Source organism: Citricoccus nitrophenolicus (assembly GCF_047305825.1).
Lineage (GTDB): Bacteria > Actinomycetota > Actinomycetes > Actinomycetales > Micrococcaceae > Citricoccus > Citricoccus nitrophenolicus.
Genome location: NZ_CP063070.1, coordinates 1,042,864 through 1,066,003, shown reverse-complemented (window position 1 = coordinate 1,066,003; position 23,140 = coordinate 1,042,864). Strand labels below are relative to the sequence as shown.

22 protein-coding genes are annotated in these 23,140 nt (G+C 68.6%); 14 read left to right on the top strand and 8 right to left on the bottom strand.

Translation table 11 applies throughout. The features are described from left to right. Window positions 1-213: 213 nt before the first annotated feature. The 9 genes from secY (at window position 214) to rplQ (ending at window position 6,649) form a co-directional block, all read left to right on the top strand. Complete coding sequence (gene secY / locus IMT31_RS04850) at window positions 214-1,521, top strand: preprotein translocase subunit SecY (protein ID WP_413543971.1); 1,308 nt, start codon at window positions 214-216, stop codon at window positions 1,519-1,521. Between the two features lie 86 nt (window positions 1,522-1,607). After that, window positions 1,608-2,243, top strand: coding sequence for an adenylate kinase (locus IMT31_RS04845; RefSeq protein ID WP_413543970.1), 636 nt, complete (start codon window positions 1,608-1,610; stop codon window positions 2,241-2,243). A gap of 3 nt (window positions 2,244-2,246) precedes the next feature. Further along, window positions 2,247-3,086 (top strand): type I methionyl aminopeptidase, encoded by an 840-nt coding sequence (gene map, locus IMT31_RS04840; protein ID WP_345360786.1) that lies wholly within the window; start codon window positions 2,247-2,249, stop codon window positions 3,084-3,086. A gap of 266 nt (window positions 3,087-3,352) precedes the next feature. Continuing rightward, a complete protein-coding gene (infA, locus tag IMT31_RS04835; RefSeq protein WP_345360789.1) occupies window positions 3,353-3,574 on the top strand; it encodes a translation initiation factor IF-1 in 222 nt (73 codons plus the stop codon). A 39-nt stretch (window positions 3,575-3,613) separates the two neighbouring features. Beyond that, window positions 3,614-3,727, top strand: coding sequence for a 50S ribosomal protein L36 (rpmJ, locus tag IMT31_RS04830; RefSeq protein ID WP_309811795.1), 114 nt, complete (start codon window positions 3,614-3,616; stop codon window positions 3,725-3,727). Window positions 3,728-4,007: 280 nt separating this feature from the next. After that, complete coding sequence (gene rpsM / locus IMT31_RS04825) at window positions 4,008-4,376, top strand: 30S ribosomal protein S13 (RefSeq protein WP_345360796.1); 369 nt, start codon at window positions 4,008-4,010, stop codon at window positions 4,374-4,376. A 52-nt stretch (window positions 4,377-4,428) separates the two neighbouring features. Continuing rightward, a complete protein-coding gene (gene rpsK, locus IMT31_RS04820; protein WP_115931872.1) occupies window positions 4,429-4,833 on the top strand; it encodes a 30S ribosomal protein S11 in 405 nt (134 codons plus the stop codon). A gap of 123 nt (window positions 4,834-4,956) precedes the next feature. After that, window positions 4,957-5,955 carry a DNA-directed RNA polymerase subunit alpha gene (locus IMT31_RS04815; protein WP_345360800.1) on the top strand — a complete coding sequence of 333 codons (999 nt, stop codon included), beginning with the start codon at window positions 4,957-4,959 and terminating at the stop codon, window positions 5,953-5,955. Between the two features lie 97 nt (window positions 5,956-6,052). Continuing rightward, window positions 6,053-6,649, top strand: coding sequence for a 50S ribosomal protein L17 (gene rplQ / locus IMT31_RS04810; RefSeq protein WP_345360803.1), 597 nt, complete (start codon window positions 6,053-6,055; stop codon window positions 6,647-6,649). Between the two features lie 245 nt (window positions 6,650-6,894). Here the strand turns inward: rplQ and IMT31_RS04805 are convergent, their stop codons facing one another. Beyond that, on the bottom strand, window positions 6,895-7,749 hold the full coding sequence (locus IMT31_RS04805; RefSeq protein ID WP_413543969.1) for a CPBP family intramembrane glutamic endopeptidase: 855 nt from the start codon (window positions 7,747-7,749) through the stop codon (window positions 6,895-6,897). Between the two features lie 70 nt (window positions 7,750-7,819). On the opposite strand from IMT31_RS04805, the gene truA reads away from it, so the two are divergent. Next, window positions 7,820-8,698, top strand: a complete 879-nt coding sequence (gene truA, locus IMT31_RS04800) for a tRNA pseudouridine(38-40) synthase TruA (protein ID WP_413543968.1) — start codon at window positions 7,820-7,822, stop codon at window positions 8,696-8,698. Window positions 8,699-8,778: 80 nt separating this feature from the next. Here truA and IMT31_RS04795 read toward each other — a convergent pair whose 3' ends face one another. After that, window positions 8,779-10,209: a DUF222 domain-containing protein gene (locus IMT31_RS04795; protein WP_413543967.1), complete on the bottom strand. Its 1,431-nt coding sequence runs from the start codon at window positions 10,207-10,209 to the stop codon at window positions 8,779-8,781. A 1,267-nt stretch (window positions 10,210-11,476) separates the two neighbouring features. Between IMT31_RS04795 and rplM the strand changes: the two genes are divergently transcribed. Together rplM and rpsI are read left to right on the top strand one after the other, a co-directional pair. Beyond that, window positions 11,477-11,920: a 50S ribosomal protein L13 gene (gene rplM, locus IMT31_RS04790; RefSeq protein ID WP_413543966.1), complete on the top strand. Its 444-nt coding sequence runs from the start codon at window positions 11,477-11,479 to the stop codon at window positions 11,918-11,920. 36 nt (window positions 11,921-11,956) lie between these two features. Continuing rightward, on the top strand, window positions 11,957-12,454 hold the full coding sequence (gene rpsI, locus IMT31_RS04785; RefSeq protein WP_345360819.1) for a 30S ribosomal protein S9: 498 nt from the start codon (window positions 11,957-11,959) through the stop codon (window positions 12,452-12,454). Between the two features lie 205 nt (window positions 12,455-12,659). Here rpsI and IMT31_RS04780 read toward each other — a convergent pair whose 3' ends face one another. The 5 genes from IMT31_RS04780 to IMT31_RS04760 form a co-directional block, all read right to left on the bottom strand. Next, on the bottom strand, window positions 12,660-13,664 hold the full coding sequence (locus IMT31_RS04780) for an ArsA family ATPase (protein WP_413543965.1): 1,005 nt from the start codon (window positions 13,662-13,664) through the stop codon (window positions 12,660-12,662). Further along, window positions 13,655-13,924: a cory-CC-star protein gene (locus IMT31_RS04775; RefSeq protein WP_345360825.1), complete on the bottom strand. Its 270-nt coding sequence runs from the start codon at window positions 13,922-13,924 to the stop codon at window positions 13,655-13,657. Before IMT31_RS04775 ends, IMT31_RS04780 begins: the two co-directional genes overlap by 10 nt. Window positions 13,925-13,934: 10 nt before the next feature. Continuing rightward, entirely contained in the window at window positions 13,935-15,638 is a 1,704-nt protein-coding gene (locus tag IMT31_RS04770; protein ID WP_413543964.1) for a carbon starvation protein A, read from the bottom strand. Window positions 15,639-15,733: 95 nt separating this feature from the next. Continuing rightward, the gene (locus tag IMT31_RS04765; RefSeq protein WP_413543963.1) at window positions 15,734-16,921 is read right to left on the bottom strand and encodes an N-acetylmuramoyl-L-alanine amidase; all 1,188 of its coding nucleotides are present in this window, start codon (window positions 16,919-16,921) and stop codon (window positions 15,734-15,736) included. A gap of 160 nt (window positions 16,922-17,081) precedes the next feature. Then, window positions 17,082-18,146, bottom strand: a complete 1,065-nt coding sequence (locus IMT31_RS04760) for an acyltransferase family protein (protein ID WP_413543962.1) — start codon at window positions 18,144-18,146, stop codon at window positions 17,082-17,084. Between the two features lie 201 nt (window positions 18,147-18,347). Between IMT31_RS04760 and IMT31_RS04755 the strand changes: the two genes are divergently transcribed. After that, entirely contained in the window at window positions 18,348-20,195 is a 1,848-nt protein-coding gene (locus IMT31_RS04755; protein WP_413543961.1) for an ABC transporter transmembrane domain-containing protein, read from the top strand. Next, window positions 20,192-22,084, top strand: coding sequence for an ABC transporter ATP-binding protein (locus IMT31_RS04750; RefSeq protein ID WP_413543960.1), 1,893 nt, complete (start codon window positions 20,192-20,194; stop codon window positions 22,082-22,084). The genes IMT31_RS04755 and IMT31_RS04750 overlap by 4 nt, the downstream gene beginning before the upstream one ends. Before the next feature lie 60 nt (window positions 22,085-22,144). Here IMT31_RS04750 and IMT31_RS04745 read toward each other — a convergent pair whose 3' ends face one another. After that, a complete protein-coding gene (locus IMT31_RS04745; protein ID WP_413543959.1) occupies window positions 22,145-23,092 on the bottom strand; it encodes a siderophore-interacting protein in 948 nt (315 codons plus the stop codon). Between the last annotated feature and the right edge of the window lie 48 nt (window positions 23,093-23,140).

The window sequence follows — 23,140 nt, the reverse complement described above, 5'->3', positions numbered from 1 at the left end:
GCGCTGACCGTCTCATCGCAGACGATTCAGTGAACTGAGACAGGCCCCCGGGCCGCTGCCCCACGTGGAGTCCACGCGGGGAGGCGGCGCGGGGGCCTTCTTCTTTCCGATAGACTCGCTCAGTGGTTCACTGGCCACGTCTGGCTGACCATCACATCAGCCCGCCCCGTCACCAGCGGCATACCACCAGCAACCCCATCTCCAGGAGGACGCTTGTTCAGCGCGATTGCCCGGGTCTTCCGGACGCCCGACCTGCGGCGAAAGATCTGGTTCACCCTCGGAATCGTCGTCATCTACCGGATCGGCGCCTTCGTCCCGGCCCCCGGTGTCGACTACGGCACCGTGCAGGTCTGCCTGGACCAGGGCAACACCACCGGTGGGCTGTACTCCTTTGTGAACATGTTCTCTGGCGGCGCCATGCTGCAGGTGTCCGTCTTCGCGCTGGGCATCATGCCCTACATCACCGCGGCCATCATCGTGCAGCTGCTGCGCGTGGTCATCCCACGCTTCGAGGAGCTCCAGAAGGAGGGGGCACAGGGCCAGTCGAAGCTGACCCAGTACACCCGCTACCTCACCGTGGCCCTGGCCCTGCTCAACGCCACCACCATCGTGTCCCTGGCCCGCTCCGGCGCACTGCTCGGCTGCAACCTGCCGATCGTGCCGGATGACAGCCTGTGGGTCATCCTCCTGATGATCGTCACCCTGACCTCGGGCACGGTGCTGATCATGTGGCTGGGCGAGCTCATCACCGAGCGGGGTGTCGGCAACGGCATGTCCCTGCTGATCTTCCTGTCCATCGCCGCCGGGTTCCCGGCCGGCCTGGGCCAGATCTGGACCACCCAGGGCTGGCGCGTGTTCGGCATCGTGATGATCGTCGGACTGCTCACCATCATGGCCGTGGTGTTCGTGGAGGAGTCCCAGCGCCGCGTGCCGGTGCAGTATGCCAAGCGTCAGATCGGCCGGCGCACGGTGGGCGGGACCAGCACGTACATCCCGATCAAGGTCAACATGGCCGGCGTGATCCCCGTGATCTTCGCATCCTCGATCATGATGCTCCCTGGCATCCTGATCCAGTTCAACACCCCACAGGACGGCAGCAACCCGCCCGGATGGGTCCTGTTCCTCTCCGAGTACTTCGGCACGGGCTCCCACCCGGTCTACATGGCCCTGTTCTTCCTGTTGACGATCGGCTTCACCTACTTCTACGTGACGATCACGTTCAACCCGGTGGAGATCAGTGACAACATGAAGAAGTACGGTGGCTTCATCCCCGGCGTTCGCGCGGGTCGGCCCACGGAGAAGTACCTCGAGTACGTCATCAGCAGGATCACCTTCCCCGGTGCGATGTACCTTGGTGTCCTGGCGATGATCCCGATGATCGCCTTCGTGCTGATCAATGCCGATCAGAACTTCCCGTTCGGCGGCATCTCCATCCTCATCATGGTGGGCGTCGCGCTGCAGACCATCAAGCAGATCAACGCCCAGATGGAGCAGCACAACTACGAGGGCCTGCTGCGGTAGCCGCCACCCCTTCCCAGCCGGACTCCTGAATACCGCTGTACTCCTGAAAACCGAATACCCACGCTGATCGACAGTAAGGAATACCAATGACCCGCATGCTGATCATGGGCCCTCCCGGGTCCGGTAAGGGCACCCAGGCTTCCCGCATCGCGGACAAGCTCGGCATCGTGGCCATTTCCACGGGCGACATCTTCCGCTACAACGTCAAGGAGATGACGGCGTTGGGGAAGGAGGCCAAGAAGTACATGGACAACGGGGACTTCGTCCCGGACGACGTCACCAACCGAATGGTCGCCGAGCGCATCCGCCAGTCCGATGTGGAGCACGGTTTCCTGCTGGACGGCTATCCCCGTACCTCCGGCCAGGTCGAGGCCCTGGACGGGTTCCTCACCGAGGACGGCCAGGCACTGAACGTGGTCATCGAGCTGACGGTCCCGGACGAGGAGCTGGTGGCCCGCCTGCTGGGCCGCGCCGAGAGCGACGGCCGCACCGATGACACCGAAGACGTCATCCAGCACCGCCTGGACCTCTACCACGAGCAGACGGCAGCCGTGATCCAGTCCTATGTGACGCGCGGCATCGTCCAGCGTGTGGACGGCACGGGTCAGGTCGATGACATCACCGAGCGCCTGCTGCAGGCCGTGTACTCCGTCCGAGAGCGCACCGGGAACCTGCCGGTCGTCCAGTCCGTGGCCGATGGCGACGGCGGGAACCCCGAGTAGCCGATGAGTCGTCGTCAGGTGGAGCTGAAGACCATCCCGCAGATGCAGACCATGCAGCGTGCCGGGGTGGTCCTGCACCGCGCCCTGGATGCGGCGGTGGCTGCCGCGGTCCCGGGAACGACGACGGCCGCGGTGGACGCCGTGTTCGCCGCGGTTCTCGAGGAGGCCGGCGCCACGCCCAACTTCTTGGGGTACTACGGCTACCCCAAGAGCATCTGCGCCTCGGTGAACGAGGAGGTGGTGCATGGGATCCCGGGGGAGCGGGTGCTCCAGTCCGGTGACGTGCTCAAGATCGATGGTGGCTGCATCATCGAGGGCTGGCACTCCGACTCGGCCCGGACGGTGATACTGGGCTCCTCGGCGGCCGGCACGGCCGACCCCGAGGACGAGCGCCTGTCCGCGATCACCCGGCAGGCCATGTGGCGAGGGATCGCCGCGCTGGCCACCGCCAAGTACATCGGGGACATCGGCGACGCGATCGACGACTTCGTCACCGCACAGCCGGGCGCCCCGCTGGGCATCCTCCAGGACTACGTGGGCCACGGCATCGGCACGGCCATGCATCAGGCCCCGGACGTGCTCAACTACCGCTCCCGTCACCGCGGGCCGAAGGTCAAGCCGGGTCTGTGCCTGGCGATCGAGCCGATGCTCGTGCGCGGGGGACTGGAGACGGACATCCTCGAGGATGACTGGACCGTGGTGACCCAGGACGGTGCTCGTGCCAGTCAGTGGGAGCACTCGGTGGCCCGCCATCGCGGCGGAATCTGGGTGTTGACCATGCCCGACGGCGGCGCGGCAGACCTCGCCCCGCTCGGCGTGGTGCCCGTACCCCCCGGCGAGTAGAGCGGCACCGCGCCCCCAGCGGCCGGCTCCCGGCCGGCGTCGTGGGCTCGACTACCCGCTTCCCTGAGCCCGGTCAACTCTGACGCGGGTGAATTTCACTTCTGCGCTGAAACCCAGTAGCATTGATTGCTGGTTGTCTCTGCGGTGCGCCGCGTCCTGATGGGCTCTGTCCTGAAGGACCCCGCCCAGCCGGTCAACCGGAAACATCCCCGCCAGACACTGTCCGCCCTGTGGTGGACGGTTCCGGCACAACGTAAGTGGAGGACATGGCTAAGAAGGAAGGTGTCATCGAGGTCGAGGGCACGGTGAACGAGGCATTGCCGAACGCAATGTTCCGCGTCCGCCTGCAGAACGAGCACGTTGTGCTCGCCACGATCTCGGGAAAGATGCGTCAGCACTACATCCGGATCCTCCCCGAGGACCGGGTCGTGGTGGAACTTAGCCCGTACGACCTCAATCGAGGTCGGATCGTGTACCGCTACAAGTAAACCCATCCACCACTAACAGCTAGCGCTGGAGGAGGAACCATGAAGGTTCAGCCGAGCGTGAAGCGGATCTGTGACAAGTGCCAGGTGGTGCGCCGTAAGGGCCGCGTCCTGGTGATCTGCGACAACCCACGCCACAAGCAGCGCCAGGGCTGATCCCGTCCTTCGACGGGATGCTCTACGCGCAGCACCGGTCCACTGAGCACACCACTCACGGACCAGGTCCAACCGGACCGAACATCAACACAGCGGCCGTCAGGCCGCAACCCCTGGACGCAGAGGCCGGGGACCCGAACCGCGGAGACGCCGGTGGGCGGAGTGAGACATCCGGAACTTCGCCGGAACCGCCACCAGGGCACCGCTGGGAAGAGATTCCCGCAGTGAGGGGACGTGTTGGTGCAGACCTTTGCTTCAGAAGAACTAGGAGGACGGCCATATGGCACGTCTATCAGGCGTAGACATCCCGCGCGAGAAGCGCGTCGTCATCGCTCTCACGTACATCTTCGGTGTGGGCCAGACCCGCTCCGAGCAGGCCCTTGAGGCGACGGGCATCGACCCGAACATCCGCGTCAAGGATCTGTCTGACGAACAGCTGGTTGCCCTGCGCGACTACATCGAGGCGAACTTCAAGGTGGAGGGTGACCTGCGCCGTGAGGTGGCAGCTGACATCCGCCGCAAGCTGGAGATCGGCTCCTACGAGGGCATTCGCCACCGCCGCGGCCTGCCCGTCCGTGGCCAGCGCACCAAGACCAACGCCCGTACCCGTAAGGGCCCGAAGAAGACCGTCGCCGGCCGCAAGAAGTAGTCGGTCCGTGACAGTCGCTTCCGCACAACACCAGCTTTCGTAGGAGAGACACATGCCCCCCAAGACACGTGCTGCGGTGACCCGCAAGCCTCGTCGCAAGGACAAGAAGAACATCACCGTGGGCCAGGCCCACATCAAGAGCACCTTCAACAACACCATCGTGTCCATCACGGACACCACCGGTGCTGTGATCTCGTGGGCCTCGGCCGGCGATGTGGGGTTCAAGGGCTCCCGCAAGTCCACCCCCTACGCCGCCCAGATGGCCGCCGAGAAGGCTGCCAAGGCTGCTCAGGAGCACGGGCTGCGTAAGGTCGACGTCTTCGTGAAGGGCCCCGGCTCTGGCCGCGAGACCGCGATCCGCTCGCTCCAGGCCGCTGGCCTGGAGGTCGGCTCCATCTCGGACGTCACCCCCTCTGCCCACAACGGTTGCCGCCCGGCCAAGCGCCGCCGCGTCTGACCGTAGTACCGAGCGCACGCCCCTGGCACCGGGGGCGTGCGCCTCGGTGCTCACCAGCCCACCCCATTCGTTTCCACCCATCGTGTGCGTCATATGGCGGACGCTCGCCGAAAGGAAATGTCAGTGCTCATTGCACAGCGCCCCACGCTGACTGAAGAAGTCGTTGCCGACCACCGCTCCCGGTTCATCATCGAGCCCCTGGAGCCCGGATTCGGCTACACCCTCGGTAATTCCCTTCGCCGGACCCTGCTGTCCTCCATCCCGGGCGCTGCTGTCACCAGCATCCGCGTGGATGGGGTGCTGCACGAGTTCAGCACCGTCTCCGGTGTGAAGGAAGATGTCACCGAGGTCATCCTGAACATCAAGAAGCTCTCGGTCTCCTCCGAGCATGACGAGCCCGTCGTCGCCTACCTGCGCAAGCAGGGCCCCGGCGTTGTCACGGCAGCGGACATCACGTCCCCGGCCGGCGTGGAGGTCCACAACCCGGATCTGCACATCGCCACGCTGAACGGCAAGGGCAAGTTCGACATGGAGCTCATCGTCGAGCGTGGCCGCGGCTACGTCACGGCCGCCCAGAACAAGTCCGTCGACGCGGAGATCGGCCGGATCCCGGTCGACTCCATCTACTCGCCGGTGCTGAAGGTCACCTTCAAGGTCGAGGCCACCCGTGTGGAGCAGCGCACCGACTTCGATCGCCTGATCATCGATGTGGAGACCAAGGAGTCCATGGCCCCGCGTGACGCCGTGGCCTCGGCTGGCACCACCCTGGTGGAGCTCTTCGGCCTGGCCCGCGAGCTGAACGTGGAGGCCGAGGGCATCGAGATCGGTCCGAGCCCCACGGACACCACGGTGGCCGCGGACATGGCCCTGCCGATCGAGGACCTCGAGATGACCGTGCGCTCCTACAACTGCCTGAAGCGCGAGGGCATCCACACCGTCGGCGAGCTCGTCGCCCGGTCCGAGGCCGATCTGATGGACATCCGGAACTTCGGTGCCAAGTCCATCGACGAGGTCAAGGAGAAGCTGACCGAACTGGGTCTGTCCCTGAAGGACTCCCCGGCTGGCTACGACCCCTCCCTGCACGCCCAGGAGACGGACGAGGAGTCCTACGGCGAGTTCTGAGTCCCGATTCATCGAATCGGGTTCGGTCCTCTCGTACCACCACCCATAGCGTCCTGCCGGCCGGTTGCCGTCAGGGACCATCTGAGGAGAATCACCAATGCCTACCCCCACCAAGGGACCGCGTCTGGGCGGCGGACCCGCTCACGAGCGGATCATGCTGGCCAACCTCTCGGCCAACCTGTTCGAGCACAAGAAGATCACCACCACGGTCACCAAGGCCAAGCGCCTGCGCCCCTTCGCCGAGCGCCTGATCACCTTCGCCAAGAAGGGTGACCTGGCCTCGCGTCGCAAGGTCCAGGGGATCATCTCGGCCAAGAACCGCACGAACAAGACGATCGTGCACGAGCTGTTCACCGTGATCGGCCCGGCCATGGCCGAGCGCGAGGGTGGCTACACCCGCATCACCAAGATCGGCAACCGCCACGGAGACAACGCCCCCATGGCCGTGATCGAACTGATCATGGAGCCCGTCTCCGCCAAGCAGGCCGTGGTCCAGGAGGCCGAGCAGGCCGCCGAGACCGCCGCGCCGGCAGCTCCGGCTGCCACCCCGGCCGAGGAGACCCCGGTCGCCGAGGCCGAGGTCGTGGAGACCGAGGCCACTGAGGCTCCGGCTGAGACCGACGCCGCCGAGACCCCGGCCGCTGAGGATTCAGCTGCCGAGGTCTCCGGTGAGGAGAAGTCCGACGAGAAGTGATTCTCACGGTCTGATCCGGCCCGTCACCGCCGCACCCCGTGTGCGCTGGTGACGGGCCGGTCTGTTTAACAGGTGCGGTGGGGATCGTGCTCTTGCGTAGTGGGACCGAGGCCTCGGACGGGGTCGAGACGGCTGACTGCGCTGAGGCAGCGGACGGGGTCGAGGCCGCAGCCGGGGTCGAGAGACGGCGGAGGGTGCCGAGTTCGGGCCCCAGCCCCGGAGTCGGGATCGGGCTCCGGCCCAGATCAGACGAGGCCCGAGGCCAGCACGAAGATGGCGCCGGCATGGGCGATGCTCGCCCCGAGTACTCCGTGCCGAAGGGCGATGACGGCGCACACCAGCCCCTCCAGGAAGGTGAACGCGAGGATCGGCCATCCCAGGCCGGTGATGTTGTAGGCCAGGAACAGGTGCCCGGCGGCGAAGATCAGCGCCGAGAGCAACGCCGCCCGCCACCGGCCGGTCCTGCCGGGAAGCTGGTCCTCGAGGTGGGCCTGGAGGAAGCCGCGGAAGAGGACCTCCTCCACGAGATTCCCGCAGAGGGCGAAGAGAGCCAGCACCAGGAGCACTCCGCCGGCCACGGCGCCACCTCGGTTGTCCACGGGAACGGCGGGGGTTACCAGCGCGGGGGCCACGGAGTGAAGGGCGGGGAACCACTGCCCGATCGTCCCGTAGAGGAACAGGAACGGCAGCACGATCAGCGCCGCTCCGAGCAGCCCCACGAGCAGTGACGTCCACCAGCGCCGGCCGGCCCACAACACCGTCCAGCGGAGATCCCGGCAGGCCCAGAGGACTCCCGCCACCAGCGCCAGGGATGCCACGGCCATGACGAGTAGCGCGAGGGGGTCGTCGGTAAAGCGCAGCCACAGGGTTGGTATGCCGCTGCCGGCACTCGCTGATTCGGCGCCGTTGCCGACCACGCCGAACTCCCACAGTCCCTGCGTGCTCAGGGCATCCCGAGTGAAGATGAATCCGAGGATCAGCATGAGGATCCGCGCTCCATGGGCCTGACGGGGCAGTAGCGCCACCACCACGCCCACCAGGGCCACTCCGGGCAGGACGGTCAACAGATAGGCCAGCCACGGCGCAAGGGTCGATTCCATGCTGTCCATTCTGGCCCGGGACCCGGCCCGACCCGGGATTTGGGCAATGCCGGTATCTAGAATGGTCTCCATGCCCACGCCGTCTCCCGCGCTCATCCGCGTCCGCCTCGATCTCGCCTATGACGGCACGGAATACAACGGCTGGGCCACCCAGCCGGGTCTGCCGACGGTGCAGGGTGTCCTGGAGGAGGCGCTGGCCATGATCATCCGCCGTCGCGTGCGCACGGTCGTCGCCGGCAGGACGGATGCCGGGGTCCACGCCCGGGGTCAGGTGGTGCACTTCGATCTGACTGAGGCCGAGTGGGCTGCGGTGACTCGTCATCGGGAAAGTCTGGAGCCGGCGCCGACTCTGGTGCGGCGCCTGAACGGCGCCCTGAGCCGGGAGGGAGGCGCTGTGGTGATCCTGCGGGCCTCGCTGGCACCCGAGGGCTTCGACGCGAGATTCTCGGCGCTGTGGCGGTCCTACCGGTATGCCATCATCGACTCGTCCGCGGAACGGGATCCCCTGAACCGACGCTTCACGTATTGGCATCAGCAGGAACTGGACGTGGGGCTCATGGACGCCGAGGCGAGGTCCGTGCTCGGCCTCCACGACTTCCTGACCTTCTGCAAGCCGCGGGACGGCGCCACCACCATCCGCGAACTCCAGGACTTCGGCTTCACACGCGATCACCAGACTGGACTCATCACCGCTCATCTGCGGGCCGACGCCTTCTGCCACAACATGGTGCGGGCCCTCGTTGCGGCTGCAGTGCAAGTGGGGGAAGGGCGTCACCCCGTCGGCTGGGTGGCCGGACGCCTCGAGGCCATGGTGCGTGATGCGCAGACCCGGTTGGCCCCGCCGCACGCCTTGGTCCTTGATCACGTCGAATACCCTGACGCCGGTTCCGATCCTGCCGCGCTGGCTGCCCGCGCCGAGGGGACGCGGGCCCGGCGGACGCGACCCTAACCGAGCACGGGACGTCCTGGGGCCCGGTGCGCTGTGTCCAGACATCCTGAGGCCAGGCACAGGGCAGCGCATCAGTGAGCTCACCGCTGCCGCCAGTAGAGGTTTCGCTGTGGCTGCCTGCGAGGATCCAGATAGGGCGCAGGGATGAACCACGGGCTGCCGGATCTCATATCGATGTCCCAGGCGCCTGAATGCACCGCGTGATGATGATGGACGCAGAGCAGTACCCCGTTCTCCACGGACGTGGGTCCGCCGTGTTCCCAGTGCTCCACGTGGTGTGCCTCGCACCACGGCGCGGGGATCCAGCACCCGGGGGCGGTGCATCCGCCATCCCGTGCAGCGATCGCCTGGCGCAACCGGGTGGGAAAGAGCCGCTGGGCTCGTCCGACGTCCAGCACCTCGCCCTGCGAGCCGAGGACCACCGGGAGGATGTCCGCATCACAGGCCATGGCCCTGATGGTGTTCGGGTGGACCGTGCCCGTGAAAGCCGCTGATGACTCGAACTGACTGAGGTCCTCGGCTGAGAGGGTGCCGGCCTTCTCCAGGTCTCCCAGCAGGGTGTGATAGTCGATGGTGACGGCCACCTGCGGGCGCTGACCGCCAGAGGAGGGGAGGCGGTCCGACTCGATCAGGGTCAGCCCGCCCGCGATGCACGCGATGAGGCCGTCCAGCTGCTGCTGATTCCTCGAACGGGGATCAAGCGCGGGTACGGCGGTGAACTCGTCCGCCCCGTGAGGCAGCCCTGATGACCCCTCCGACAGCACCTCCGCCGTCAACCGGCCTGCGCTCCAGTCGCCCGGCACGCCGGCCTCGGCGGGCCGGCCTGACTCGACCGAATCACCTGACCCAGCTGGCTGGCCTGACTCGCCTGATGCGGCCTGGCCGCGGTAGGTGGCGCGGGGGTTTGTGGCGGCGCCGACGATCGTCTCCAGGTACTCGTTCTGCACGTCGTTGACGGCCAGCAACCAGTGGTGCAGGCCGTTGCGCTTGCCCTGACGGATCATGCCCTGCATCTGCGGGAGGTCGGCATCGTTCGGCTCGGCACCGTCCGGGTCCACGGTGGCCTCGAACCAGCTCAGCCAGTGGTTGCTCACCTTGCGCAGGGTGCCTGGGTCCACGGACAGGGATTGAGAGACCAGCCGCTCCTCGCCGTCCTCCAACAGGGGGCCGACGGTCTGCGGATCCGCTCCGACCCGCCTGGCCATCTGGCGGGCAGTCTCCACGGCCTGGGTGATGACGTCCACCGCAACTCGGTCCACCGCGCCGTCCTGGACGGCTTCGGACAGGAGGGGCAGACGCGCTGGGAGGACCGCCCCGGACAGCGCCTGGGCGGGGCGAAGTGCGGCGGCCCAGCGGATGCGTCGGCGGGCCTCGGTGCCGTCAATACGCAGGGCCGTTTTCAGATAGTCGGTGACATCACGGAACGCCGTCTTGCCCATGGGGAGCCCCAGGAGTCGTTGGCGCTCGGCTGGGTTCTCAAAGGTCTCCACGGCATGACCCGCTACGGACATCTGGGCCGCGGTGAGCGACCGCCCGATATTCTCCAGGACCTGCTGAAGTGTCGGCAAGGTGACGGCGGTGCCTGTGGAAGCGGATGACGCTCCCAGGAGTGCGTCAGATTCAGATGTAGAGCTGGTCGCAGGCGAAGCAGGCGAAGCAGGCGAAGCAGGTGCAGCGGACGCGGCGGGCCAAGCAGGTGCAGCAGGTGCAGTCGGCGCGTCTCCCGGATCTGAGAGCATGGCTCCCCAATCCCTGGGGCCGGCCGCAGTCCCGCCCAGGGGGCCTTCAGCCGCACTCGCCAGGACCATGGGTGACACCTCGCGGAGAGCGTCCGGCGCCGAGAGGCGATCTGTCACGGCCCGGGTGGCCGCGTAGAGGAGCCCCAACAGCTGGCCGAGGGGAAGTTCCCCCAGGGCGAGGTTGGCTTCGCCAGGCGGCTCTGGAGATCCTTTCTGATCGAACTGGTCCTTGCTGTCCTTGCTGTCCTTGCCGTTCATGCCGTTCATGCCGCCCTCCCTTCCTGCTTCTCCGATGATCGGCCCTCGATGGGAACACATGTTCGAATAGGCCCATTCGATCACGGCCTGAGGGTGGGAGGAAGGGCATTTGAGAATCTGTGGATGACACGCCAAGGATGGGTCACCTGTGGAGGAGTGGGTGGCGGCTGACCTCTCCGGCACAGGCTGCGGCTGATATGAGCCCTCACCACCCTCACCACCCGCGCCGCCCACGCCGCCCGCGCCACCCTCACCACCCGCGCCGCCCACGCCGCCCGCGCCACCCTCACCACCCGCGCCGCCCGCGCTCCGGCTCCGCCCGGCCAGGGCGACGGCTGTGGCGAAGTTGGTCGGCGCCGTCGTCGTGGGTCAGCCCCCTGACGCTGCGGATGCCGCCGCGGCCATCCCGGGCCTCGCCAGCGAGAGGCGCGGTCCTCCGGGGCACTGCGGCGCGCTCAACGGGGTGGGGGATTCGGGGTGGGGATGGGGTCAGCGCGGCGCCAGGGAGTGGTCGCGGGCCGCACTTTTGCCCCGATCGCGTGGACACGGTAGTATTGACCTTCGTTGTGCGTGTCCATTCCCGGATTCGTTGCGCCCACGGGTGGCCTGGTTGCATGGTCGCTATAGCCCGGGGCGCCGTCGGGAAGCTTTCGGACCCGGCCTCTCGTCAGTCCTCACCTGACGTACCGGCTGCGCACCGATGAACTCAGTGACCGGCCTCGCGATTTCACGATCGGGGACCGGAAAGCTGTAACCGACACCGAACACGAAGGCAAACAACGTGCGTACGTACACCCCTAAGCCCGGCGACGCCGATCGCCAGTGGCACGTCATTGACGCCACTGATGTCGTGCTGGGTCGTCTTGCCAGCCAGACCGCAACACTGCTGCGCGGAAAGCACAAGCCGACCTTCGCCCCCCATACGGACATGGGCGATTTCGTCATCATCATCAACGCCGAGAAGGTCGCCCTGACCGGCGCCAAGCTCGAGAAGAAGCGCGCCTACCGGCACTCCGGTTTCCCGGGCGGCCTCTCCTCCGTCTCCTACGCGGAGCTGCTGGAGAAGAATCCGGTGCGCGCCGTGGAGAAGGCCGTGCGCGGCATGCTCCCGAAGAACTCCCTGTCCGCAGAGCAGATGCACAAGCTGAAGGTGTTCCGCGGTGCCGAGCACACGCATGCCGCTCAGCAGCCCAAGACATTCGAAATCGGCCAGGTCGCCCAGTAGTCGGTCAGCCCGCCACCAAATCCTTCAAGGAGAACCATGACTCTCAACGAGAATGAGTCCACCGAGGAAGTGGAGCTGACCAGCTACACCTCCGAGTCCACGAGCACCCCCGAGTCCGTTGCCGTCTCCGAGCGCCCGGCACTGACCGTCGGCGGCGGAGCCGTGGGACGCCGCAAGCAGGCCATCGCCCGCGTGCGCCTGATTCCGGGCTCCGGCCAGTGGACCATCAACGGCCGTAGCCTCGAGAACTACTTCCCGAACAAGCTGCACCAGCAGGAGGTCAACGACCCCTTCAAGCTGCTCGGGCTCGAGGGCGCCTATGACGTCGTCGTCCGCATCACCGGCGGTGGCCCCTCCGGCCAGTCCGGTGCCGTGCGTCTCGGCGTGGCCCGGTCCCTGAACGAGATCGACCGCGAGCACAACCGCGCCGAGCTCAAGAAGGCAGGCTTCCTGACCCGCGACGCCCGCGTGGTGGAGCGCAAGAAGGCCGGCCTCAAGAAGGCCCGCAAGGCCTCGCAGTTCTCGAAGCGCTGATCCTCAGCACTTCACCTGCACCATCTCGCACTGTGCGGGCCATCCCCTCGGGGGTGGCCCGCACGGGCGTTTAAGGAGCACGACGCCGGCCGGTCGCGCGGCACCGTCGGCCCACCGAACCCGTGGTCCCGTTTCCGCAAGAAACCGGAACCGCCGGGCTCCGTGCCCCTCAGCGTGTTCTTCAGCGTGCTCGTCCGCGTGATCTTCAGCCCAACAGCTCAGCGAACCGCTGTACGGCGGCCGGCCCCGTCATCTCTCCGCCGAGCAACGGGACCTCCTCGACCGGCACCTCAGGCAGTTGGGACTGCAGGGAGGCCAGATGGTCGGCCTCTGCGGCGTGGCGCTGCGCGAGGAACTCGCCCTGGTCGGTGGGGGAGCGGCGATTGACCGCCAGGGCCGCCACATCCAGCCCGGTCTGCGTGAGCTCCCCGTGCAGCGCCACCGACTCCAATACCGGGAGCCGCTCCGCCGTCAGCACCACCACGAACGCGGTGAGGTCTGCATCCGTCAGCAGACCGTGCATGCGGTGGAAGAGGGCCTGCCGGGCCTCGAGGATGCTGCGGATCCGTGCGTCACGGGATTCCTGGGCACTGCGTGGAGCCGAACCCCTGCCACCGGTCCGGGCCTCGCCCTGGCTCCCGCCCCGGCTCCGGGGCTCCAGCCCCTTCAACGCGTCCGCGAAGCGTTCCGTCTTGGTCCGCCGGGAGAGCAGCCCCTCGGTCCACGCTGTCATCAGCCGCGGCAGGTCGAGCAGGCGGATGGTGTGCCCGGTCGGGGCGGTGTCGAAGATGATGACATCGTGGCTCTCCAACCCCGTGGTCGCGATCTCGCTGATCCGCTCGAGCATCGCGGCCTCATGGGTCCCCGGAGAGGCGCGGGCCAGGTCGAAGTACCGCTCGACCTCCCGGTGCAGGTGCTCGGGCATCATTCCCTTGACCGTGGCCGAGACCGCGGACAGGTGCGCGGCAGCGGTGGTCCCGGGGTCCACCTCCGTGCCGGTGATGCCCGGCGCCAGGTGCACGAGCCCGGAGCCGACCTGCCGGTCCCAGAGGTGGCCCAGGTTGTGGGCGGGGTCGGTGGAGACCAGCAGGACGGTCTTGCCGGTGCGGGCCAGGGCGGAGGCGGTGGCAGAGGCCAGGGTGGTCTTCCCGACCCCGCCCTTGCCGCCGAAGAACAGAATCCGGCGGTCCGCCAGATGATTCAACAGCATGAGATCGAGTCCAGGGGAGAGCGGTCCATCCCCATGCGTCGGTGCCACTCGTGGAAGCGTTCATAGACCACTGGCATGAGCTCCACGGTGTAGTAATTGGCGGGATTGGGCACGCCCAGGGCCTCGGAGAAGACCATCATCATGAACAGGTCCTCCTCGTCCCGCCGGGCGCGTGCGAACGTGGCTCGGTACGGGCCGGCGTAGAAGTCGTGGAGACCGGCTGCCAGACCGGACAGCCGGCTCCTCCACCTCGTCGCCATGCGGCCGTCCCTACAACCGAGTGGACGGGTCGAGCTCGTCGGCCTCGGCGTTCTCGTCCACGGCCGGATCCTTCCGGGCCCGGTTCATCGACGAGGCGGCCTCCACCACCACCCACACTGCGGCGACCAGGATGATCATGTCCAGGATCAGCAGCAGCCAGTTCTGCTCCGCCAGGAACTGTCCCATCTGCACGATCAGGGCGTAGATGCTGACCACGAGCACGAACACCAGGGGGATCAGGACGGGCAGGACGGGCCGCCGCCGCTGGATCAGCATGATCGCGATGATGGACAGGGTCAGTGCCGCCAGCAGCTGGTTGGTCGTCCCGAACAGCGGCCAGATGACCATGCCGCCGGAGCCGTCCCCACCGGCGCCGAAGGCCAGGCCCATGGTGCAGGCCAGCACCACCAGGGTGGAGACCAGGACATTGATCTTGATCCCCATGATCTCGCCGATCTCGGAGACCACGAAGCGTTGCAGCCGGACCCCGGTGTCCATCGTCGTGGCCGCGAACAGCACCGCCATGGTGGCCAGGATCGTCGCGGACAGCGAGGACGGGATGCCCAGCCCCGCGTTGATGATGTCCCCGCCGGCGGACACGAACGCGGCAACCCCGCCCTCGTTGAAGGCCGCGTACACGGATTCCCACTCGGCCAGCGTGCGGAAACCGGCCGTCGTCGCGATGATGGTGCCCAGGGCGAGCAGGCCCTCCCCGACGGCGCCGAAGTAGCCGACCAGCCGCGCGTCGGGCTCCCGGTTCAGCTGCTTCGAGCTGGTGCCGGAGGACACGATGCCGTGGAAGCCGGAGATGGCACCGCACGCGATCGTGACGAACAGCAGCGGGAACAGGCTGGGGGTGCCCTCCGGGACGTTCTGGTTGACGGCCGGGGCAACGACCGTCGGCGTCGAGATCATGATGGCCAGGTAGAGGATGCCCAGGCCGATGAACAGCTGCAGGCCGTTGATGTAGTCGCGTGGCTGCAGCAGCACCCACACCGGCAACAGCGAGGCCACGCCCGCGTAGAGGAACAGCACGACGATCCAGAAGGCGGTGGCGCTCATGCCCAGGATCGTGTCCGGCAGGACGATCGGGAACGCGTCCCCGACGAACATCAGGCCGTACAGGGCCAGCACGCCGACCACGGAGACGATCGGCAGGCTCCACTTCAGGCGGTACATCGCCTGGCCGATGAGCAGGGCGACCACGATCGCACCCCAGGTGGGGATGACCGCGGTGGGGGTGGAGACCAGCAGCCCGGCGATGACCACGGCGAACACCGCGTTGACCATGAGCAGCAGCAGGAAGATCACCACGAGGAAGAGGTTCCGACCGTGCCGGCCGATGTACTTCCCGGACAGGGTGCCGATCGACAGTCCCTTGTGGCGGGCCGAGGCCCAGAGCGAGCCCATGTCATGCATGCCCGCGAAGAACACGGTGCCGAGCGTGACCCAGAGGAACGCCGGCAGCCAGCCCCAGATCACGGCCACGGCGGGACCGACGATGGGCGCCGCACCGGCCACGGAGGTGAAGTGGTGACCCCAGAGCACCCACTTGTTGGTCGGCACGAAATCGACGCCGTCCTCGTAGCGGTGCGCCGGCGTCTCGTAGTCCGGGTCGAGCTTGAAGATGCGGCGGGAGATGAACTTCGAGTACAGGAAGTAGCCGAGCAGGATCATGGCGACCCCGACAACAGCCAGGGCGAGTGAGTTCACGGTGGCCTCCTAGGTGCGATAGGTGGTGCAGTGAGATCGAATGAGCGCGATGCTCGATATCCTGCCCGCTCCGAGGTGCCGGAGGGTAGGGCCCGCTATCGGGCTGACTTGAGGGCGCCCCACGTGTTCGGCCCGGCGATCCCGTCGGACGTCAGGCTGCGCGAGGACTGGAAGCCCTTGACTGCGGCCTGGGTCTGCTCCCCGAAGATACCGTCCGTGGCCAGGTCCGCCCCGTCCGAGGCCTTCAGGCCACGCTGCAGGTACTCGACCTCGGTCCCGGCGTCCCCGGAGCGCACCGTGGCCCCGGCAGCGTGGTGGGTGGCCAGGGCGCCCCAGGTCCGCGGGCCGACCACGCCATCAACGCCCGTGCCGATCGCGGACTGGTACTCCCGCACCGCCTGCTCAGTGGCCTGGCCGTACACGCCGTCGGCCGCGCCCGGCTGGTGCCCGATCCCGGTGAGGGTGACCTGGACGCGGCGCACCGCGTCCCCCTCGTCTCCACGGCGCACCGTGGGGTAGTCCCGGGAGGTTCCCGGGCCGGCGTCGACCCCGTGGGCCAGCGCCGACCGGACCTCCTTGCGCAGTGCTGGCAGCTTCGCGTAGAAGGCGTCGCCGCAGCACAGGGTCTGGGCTCCCGGGGCGTCGCGATGGGCGATGATGTTGTCCACGTCGATCCCGTACCGCTCGCAGATGAAGGCGCTGAGGTGCACCAGGGAGTCCCACTGGGCGTCCGTGGGCAGGTCGCTCATGTACATCCCATCGACCTCGATGCCCACCGACTGGTCATTGAACCCGTAGGCGTGCGCGCCCTCGATGAAGCGGGTGCCGTCCACCACGGCGGTGAGCGAACCCTGCCGTCCCTCGAGCATCTGGCCGCCGCGGGCCACGGTGAACTGCTGTCCGGTGTCCGCCCAGCCGTTGGTCTTGTGGTTGCGCTGGATCAGCCGGGCCACCTCCCGGGCCGCCTCATCGGAGAAGTCGGAGGCGTTCTCATGCGTGGTGTGGTGGATGACGAGGTGCCCGGGGCGGCGGTCGATCCGGGACAGCGAGCCCGACGGTGCGGTGGCGCCCCAGCTCTCCGCGGAGATGATGTCAGGGCGGCTGACGGTGGCGGCGAAGGCCGGTGCGGTGGACGCGGAGACCGCGGTGCCGAAGGCGAGGAGGCCACCCATGGCGGCGGTGCCCTGCAGCAGCCGGCGGCGGGACAGCCCGGGCCGGGCCGGGGAGTCGGAGTTCTCGGCGGAGGGTTGCGAGGGGTGCGGTGCGGTGATGTGGTCGGTCACGTCAGGCTCCATTCAGGACGATCCGGAACCTCGCGGGGGATTGCCGGGGAAGCACACGAGGGACTGTTCGCTGGTGGTGGTCGACTTGAGACGGTGCTCCCAAACTACGCAGGTGCTTGGCCCGAAGCCCGGTAGAAACGCCGATGTCAGTCCCGTCTGTTCAGTCCGCCGCCCGGCCGGAGAGCGCTCGCCGGAAGGTCTCGGGGGCATCCAGTACCCATGTCCCGGCGGCGGCGCGGCCCACCAGCAACCCCAGCGCGATCACCACCGGGACCACCACGGCCACCGCGGCCGAGGCCGGCCAGTCCGCCACCTCCACGTCCACCAGATGCAGCAGGCACGCCGCGGCCACGATGAAGACCGTGTGGGACAGGTACACCTCCAGGGTATGCCGACCCAGATGAGCCAACGGCCCCACTCGCTGCAGCAACACGGCCAGGGCCACCCCGCCCAGCACACCGGCGCACTGCTCCAGGAACACGGCGCCGGGGATTCCGTGGGCCGGCTCCAGCACCCGCCACCCGGCGAACAGTGCGGTCCACACCACCAGTACTGCGGCGGCCAGGGGCCAGGGTGTTCGGTCCACCTGCCGGCGGATGCCGGCACTGAACAGCGCCGCGCCGAGGAAGAACACGAAGTACTGGGGGAAGGCAAAGAGCCCGGCGCCGAGCAGATCACGCATCTCGTCGCCGATCGCGGGTTGCACCATGCCGGACCAGAGCACCGAGGCTCCCGCCGCCGTGACCAGCACCAGGGCGGGAGGAAGCCGCCACAACAGCCGGCCCAGCAGGAAGAAGACCATGAGTGCCCACAGGAACCAGAGCTCTGCGTTGGGGCGTACGGGACTGACGATCAGGAACAGGACCTGGCTGCGGAGGTTCCCGTCCGTCACCTCGGGGAGGATGGCCCCGCCGGCCACTCGGTACCCGAAGACCGTGACCTGCCACAGGACGAAGGCCCACAACAGCACCGAGACCTTGGAATGCAGCAACTCGGACCACGGGGCGCGCAGCCACTTGGCGGCGAACAGCCCGGACATCGCGAAGAACAGGGGCATCCGGACGGACTCGAACACGGCATTGAAGCGATTGAGACCTGGGTCGGATACCAACCCGGCCTGATACAGCCACAAGGTGGAGTGCAGGACGACCACCAAGACGATCGAGAGTCCCTTGGCGGCATCCACCCAGTCCGTGCGTTGGCGCATGCCCTCCCCGTCCGGCACGCCTGGGGACCTTCCCCGTGGCGGTGGCTCGCGCCAGGCTCCGTGCCGTCGACCCTCTCCGCACGACCCTGTCACACCGGGCCGCGGCTCTTCCAATCGCCCGCGGTGGAACGGGCCCGGACAGGGTGCGGGATTGTGGAACAGTGGAGCATGCCGGTGTCCGCAGTCCGGTGTCCACCACCCGTCGCGAGGAGTCTGAGCATGCCGACGTCATCTGCTCCGCAGGTCCCTCCGCGGGTCTCTCCACATGCGCTGCGGTCGGCATCGTCGGAAGCCCCTCCGGCCACCGCCGGCGCACTGCTGTGGCGTGCCGTCCGCCGCCGCAAGGGCCGAGTGGCCGGCAGCCTGACGCTGATGACGCTCTGGCAGGTGTGTGAGGCCTTCGTGCCGATTGCGATCGGGATCATGGTGGACGTGGCGATCGTCCCCCTGGACGGCGTGGCCATGGTGTTGAGCCTGGTGGGGATCGGGGTGCTCTTCACGGTGCTGTCCCTGGGCTACCGTTTCGGTGCCCGGCTGGCCAACACCGCCCTGCAGCAGGAGGCCCACGCGCTGCGCGTGGAGGTCGCCGAGGTGCCACTGACCTCGGGGGCCGTGGCCGCCCGCTCCAACGCGGGCGAGGTGCTGTCCCTGTCCTCGGCCGACGCCGATGTCACCTCTCTGGTGTTCCGGCAGATCGCGGCCGGTGGCTCCGCGGTCATCGGCCTGGTGGCGGTCTCGGTGTATCTGCTGGCCACCGATGTGGCGGTCGGCATCGTGGTGCTCGTGGGGGTGCCGATCAGCCTGCTGCTCGTGGCCCTGCCGGCGCGGTCCATCTCCCGGCACTCCACCGTGCAGCAGGACGCGATCGGTCTGGCCAGCCGCCGGGCCGGGGACATCCTGGCAGGACTGCGGGTGCTCAGCGCGGGTGGCGGTGAACGCTGGGCGAGCGCCCACTACCGTGAGGCCTCGCAGCGAGCGGGGCGGGCCGGCGCCGTGACGGCCGAGCGCAGCGGCAGGCTGGAGGCGATCGGGACCTTCGGCACCGCCGTGGTGCTCGCTCTGGTGCTGCTGGTGGCCGGGCAACGGGTGCTGTCTGGGGACCTGAGCCTCGGCGCGCTGGTCTCGGTGGTCGGCGTGGCCGTGTTCTTCCAGGAGCCGGTGCGCACCATCACCGCGATGGTCGGGACCTTCGCCCGATCGCACGGGGCGGCCCGGCGGATCGCGGCCTTCCTCAACGCCGTCCCGGCGGAGCAGACGGGCGAACAGGTGCCGGAGTCGGCCGGCCTGCGGATCACCGGCCTGGCCCTGGGCACGGTGCCGGCGGCAACAGGGCAGGAGCACGACGGCGGCGCCCGGCCCGGGTGCGGCGCCCGCCTCGACCTGGACGTGCCGCCGGGCCGGTTCCTGGCCCTGGTGGTGGAGGACCCCGTCCATGCCGGGAGGATCCTGGAAGCCGTGGACGGACTCGGTGACTCCGCCGGGACGGTGTTGATCGGAGGGCATCCGCGCAGCCTGTTGACTCCTCGGCTGGCGGCGCACCTGGTGGTGGCACCGCACCGGGTGGACCTGTTCTCCGGCACCGTGCGGTCCAACATCGTCCTGCATCACGAGGATGCCGAATCCGGCCGTGACGTGGACCCCGAGGTGCTCGCCGCAGCCGGTGCCGCCGAGATCATCGGGCACCTCACGGACGGTCTGGGTCACCGCGTGGACGAGGGTGGCCGCAATCTCTCGGGTGGCCAGCGCCAGCGCATCGCCCTGGCCCGGGCCCTGCACGCCGATCCTGCGGTGCTCGTCCTCCACGAGCCCACGAGCGCAGTGGACGCCGTCACCGAGTACCAGATCGCACAGGGTGTGAAGTCGTTGCGGTCCGGTGCCCGGGGGAGCACCGTCGGCGACGCCGTGGACACCGCGGTTCGCACCACCGTGGTGGTCACCTCTTCACCGGCGTTCCTGGCCGTGGCGGACACCGTGGTGCACGTGCACCGAGATGGCACCAGCACCACGGGGACCCACCAGTCCTTGAGCGAGAGCTCGGACGCCTACCGGACGGCGGTGGCCCGATGACCCGGTTCGCTGCGGTGGATCCCGGTCCGGAACCAGAGCCCGGTCCGGAATCAGAGACTGAGTCCGAGACCGGTCCCGCAACCGAAACCGCGACCGGCTCCCTGCCCCTGGCCCGCCCGGCAGACTCCTTCCGGATGCTCTGGCGGCATACCCTCGGCCAGCGCGGATTCGTGACACTGGTGGGGATCGTGGGTCTGCTGGCAGCCGTCGCGGGTCTGGTGGCGCCCATGGTGATCGGATGGCTGGTGGACGTGCTGCTGGCCGCCGGGGACGGCGGGGCCGCCACGGACAACGGAGCCACCGCGTCTGGCGGTGGCACTGGAGCCAGCCCCCTCGATCCGGCCGGCGCCATCTGGTGGGCCGCGGCCGCCGTCGCCGGTGCCGGGCTGGTGGCCGCTGTCTGCGCCTGGGCCGGCCAGGCATGGTTGGCGCGCGCCGCCGAACCCACCGTGGCGGGGCTGCGTGAGGCCGTGATGGACCGTGCCCTGCGCATCGGCTCGGCGCGGCTGGACGGCACCGAGACCGGTGACCTGGTGTCCCGGGTGGCCGAGGACGCCCGGGAGGTGAGTCAGGCGGCCACCACGGTGGTCCCGTTGGTGGTGCAGTCGCTGTTCACGGTGGTGGTCTCAGGGGCCGGGTTGGCGGTGGTGGACTGGCGGCTCGGCCTTGTGGGGCTGCTGGCCGTCCCGATGTACTGGACCACTCTGCGCTGGTACCTCCCGCGCTCCGGGCCGATCTACCGCCAGGAGCGCGCCGCCTTCGGCACCCGCGCGTCCCGTCTGCTCGGCGGGGTCTCCGGCGCCCGAACACTGCGCGCCTATGATGCCCAGGGGCCTGAGCTCGAGCGCATCCACGCGGCCTCCGCTCAGGCCCGCGACCTGTCCATCGGGGTGTTCGGTTTCCTCACCCGGGCCTTCAGCCGGAACAACCGGGCCGAGGCCGTGGTGCTCGCGGCCCTGCTCGGCGCCGGGTACCTGCTGGTGACCGGCGGATATGTCACCGCCGGCGCCGTGACCACGGCTGCCCTGCTGTTTCACCGACTGTTCAACCCGATCGGTGCCCTGGTCGGCATGTTCGATCAGGTCCAGTCCGCCGGGGCGTCACTGGCCCGGATGACCGGGGTCATCGACCTCCCCGTGCCCGTGCGCACGGGGCAGCTGCACGGCGGTGCGCTGGAACTGGCCGGAATCTGCCATACCTACCGGGACGGAACCCCTGCCGTGCATGACGTCCACCTGGAGATCGGTCCGGGGGAGGTGGTGGCCGTCGTCGGGTTCACCGGGGCCGGCAAGTCCACGCTGGCGCAGATCGCGGCAGGCATGGTGGCCCCCACGGCCGGAACCGCGCGGCTCGGCGGCGTGGAGCTGACGGAGGCGGAGCCGGTGAGCCTGCGCGGGCACGTCACCATGGTGTCCCAGGAGGTGCACGGCTTCGCCACCACCGTGGCGGAGAACCTGCGGGTGGCCCGGCCCGGGGCACGTGTGGAGGACCTGGAGTCGGCGTTGGCCACGGTGGGGGCGGAGTGGGTGGCGCAGCTGCCGCACGGTCTGGACACCGAGGTGGGCGAGGACGGGCACCGGCTGGACCCCATGCAACTGCAGATGCTGGCCCTGGCCCGGGTGGTGCTCGCCGACCCGCAGTTGGTGGTGCTGGACGAGGCGACGGCTGAGGCCAGCTCGGCCGGCGCCCGGCAGCTGGACGTTGCCGCGGCACGGATCCTGGCGGGGCGCAGTGCCCTGGTGGTGGCCCACCGGCTCAGCCAGGCCGTCAGCGCGGACCGCATCCTGGTGATGGAGGGCGGACGGATCGTCGAGTCCGGGACCCATGAGCAGTTGCGGGCGGCCGGCGGTCGCTACGCAGACCTCTCCCACGCCTGGTTCGGTGACTGACCGCCCCGTACAAGGGACGATCCGTTCGTGAGGTGAGTTGCCCAGGCCGGGGGCCTCGGGTCAGGAGCCCTCCGCGCGCCCCTGCTTCCAGTAGCCCATGAAGGACACGCACTTGCGATCGATCCCCAGGCTCTTGACGAGGTGGCGCCGTAGCCCGGTGATGGCCCCGGCCTCGCCGGCCAGCCACGCGTACCAGTGTCCGTGCGGGCTCTCCGGTGGGACGTCCCAGAGGGTGGCCTCCGGATCCACCTCGGCGAGGGCGGTCTCCGAGGCTCCGCTCCCGGCCACCTCGGCCCCGTATTCGCGGCCCCAGGCCTGCACGGCCTCGGTCAGTACCTCGCCGTGGGGGCGGTCCCCGCGGGCCAGCCAGTTCAGCTGCACCGCCGCGTTGGTGTCCACGGGGAGGATGTCCGCCGCTCCGGGCACCTCGATGAAGACGTGTCCCGAGTACTCCGCGCCCAGGGTCTCCAGGATGGAGCAGATGGCCGGGGCCGCCGTCTCGTCTCCCACCAGCAACACGGTCCGGGCCTCACCCGGGTCCCATTCGATGCCCCCACTGCGGCCGCGGCCGCCGGTCTCGGAGCGTTCGTCCGGCCCGATGATCACCATCTCATCCCCGACGCCGGCCCCCATGGCCCACGCGGACGCCGGCCCCTCGGTGCCGTGCAGCACGAAGTCGATGTCCACCTCGCGGTCCTCCGGGCGGATGTCCCGCACCGTGTAGGTGCGCATCGCGTTGCGCTCGGCCTCCGGCAGTTCGCGCCAGCGGGTGTACCACTCCATCATCGGCGGGGCGGGCTCAGTGAACAGGCCGACCTCCGGCAGGGTCCCGTCTGCCCGGGGGATCATCAGCTTGATGCGCTGGTCCAGCCCGCCGGTGCCGAAGTGCCGCAGGTCCCCGTCCGTGAAGGTGAACCGCACGAAGTGCTCGCTGAGCTGGCTGATCCGGGCCACGCGGGTCCGGTAGGCACGGGTGGTCGGATAGGCCTGGATGGCGGTCTCGGTCATGGCTGCTTTCGAAGAGAGGTAAGGCTCACCTAACCCTAATGGGTGGGT

Excerpts from the sequence above, each read along its gene's own strand:
- IMT31_RS04780 (WP_413543965.1), bottom strand. The coding sequence starts at position 13,664 with ATGCTGTTGAATCATCTGGCGGACCGCCGGATTCTGTTCTTCGGCGGC.
- rpsK (WP_115931872.1), top strand. The coding sequence starts at position 4,429 with ATGCCCCCCAAGACACGTGCTGCGGTGACCCGCAAGCCTCGTCGCAAG.
- rpsM (WP_345360796.1), top strand. The coding sequence starts at position 4,008 with ATGGCACGTCTATCAGGCGTAGACATCCCGCGCGAGAAGCGCGTCGTC.
- map (WP_345360786.1), top strand. The coding sequence starts at position 2,247 with ATGAGTCGTCGTCAGGTGGAGCTGAAGACCATCCCGCAGATGCAGACC.
- infA (WP_345360789.1), top strand. The coding sequence starts at position 3,353 with ATGGCTAAGAAGGAAGGTGTCATCGAGGTCGAGGGCACGGTGAACGAG.
- IMT31_RS04755 (WP_413543961.1), top strand. The coding sequence starts at position 18,348 with ATGCCGACGTCATCTGCTCCGCAGGTCCCTCCGCGGGTCTCTCCACAT.
- IMT31_RS04795 (WP_413543967.1), bottom strand. The coding sequence starts at position 10,209 with ATGTCCGTAGCGGGTCATGCCGTGGAGACCTTTGAGAACCCAGCCGAG.
- IMT31_RS04750 (WP_413543960.1), top strand. The coding sequence starts at position 20,192 with ATGACCCGGTTCGCTGCGGTGGATCCCGGTCCGGAACCAGAGCCCGGT.
- IMT31_RS04745 (WP_413543959.1), bottom strand. The coding sequence starts at position 23,092 with ATGACCGAGACCGCCATCCAGGCCTATCCGACCACCCGTGCCTACCGG.
- rpsI (WP_345360819.1), top strand. The coding sequence starts at position 11,957 with ATGACTCTCAACGAGAATGAGTCCACCGAGGAAGTGGAGCTGACCAGC.
- rpmJ (WP_309811795.1), top strand. The coding sequence starts at position 3,614 with ATGAAGGTTCAGCCGAGCGTGAAGCGGATCTGTGACAAGTGCCAGGTG.
- IMT31_RS04805 (WP_413543969.1), bottom strand. The coding sequence starts at position 7,749 with ATGGAATCGACCCTTGCGCCGTGGCTGGCCTATCTGTTGACCGTCCTG.
- IMT31_RS04775 (WP_345360825.1), bottom strand. The coding sequence starts at position 13,924 with ATGGCGACGAGGTGGAGGAGCCGGCTGTCCGGTCTGGCAGCCGGTCTC.
- truA (WP_413543968.1), top strand. The coding sequence starts at position 7,820 with ATGCCCACGCCGTCTCCCGCGCTCATCCGCGTCCGCCTCGATCTCGCC.
- rplQ (WP_345360803.1), top strand. The coding sequence starts at position 6,053 with ATGCCTACCCCCACCAAGGGACCGCGTCTGGGCGGCGGACCCGCTCAC.
- IMT31_RS04845 (WP_413543970.1), top strand. The coding sequence starts at position 1,608 with ATGACCCGCATGCTGATCATGGGCCCTCCCGGGTCCGGTAAGGGCACC.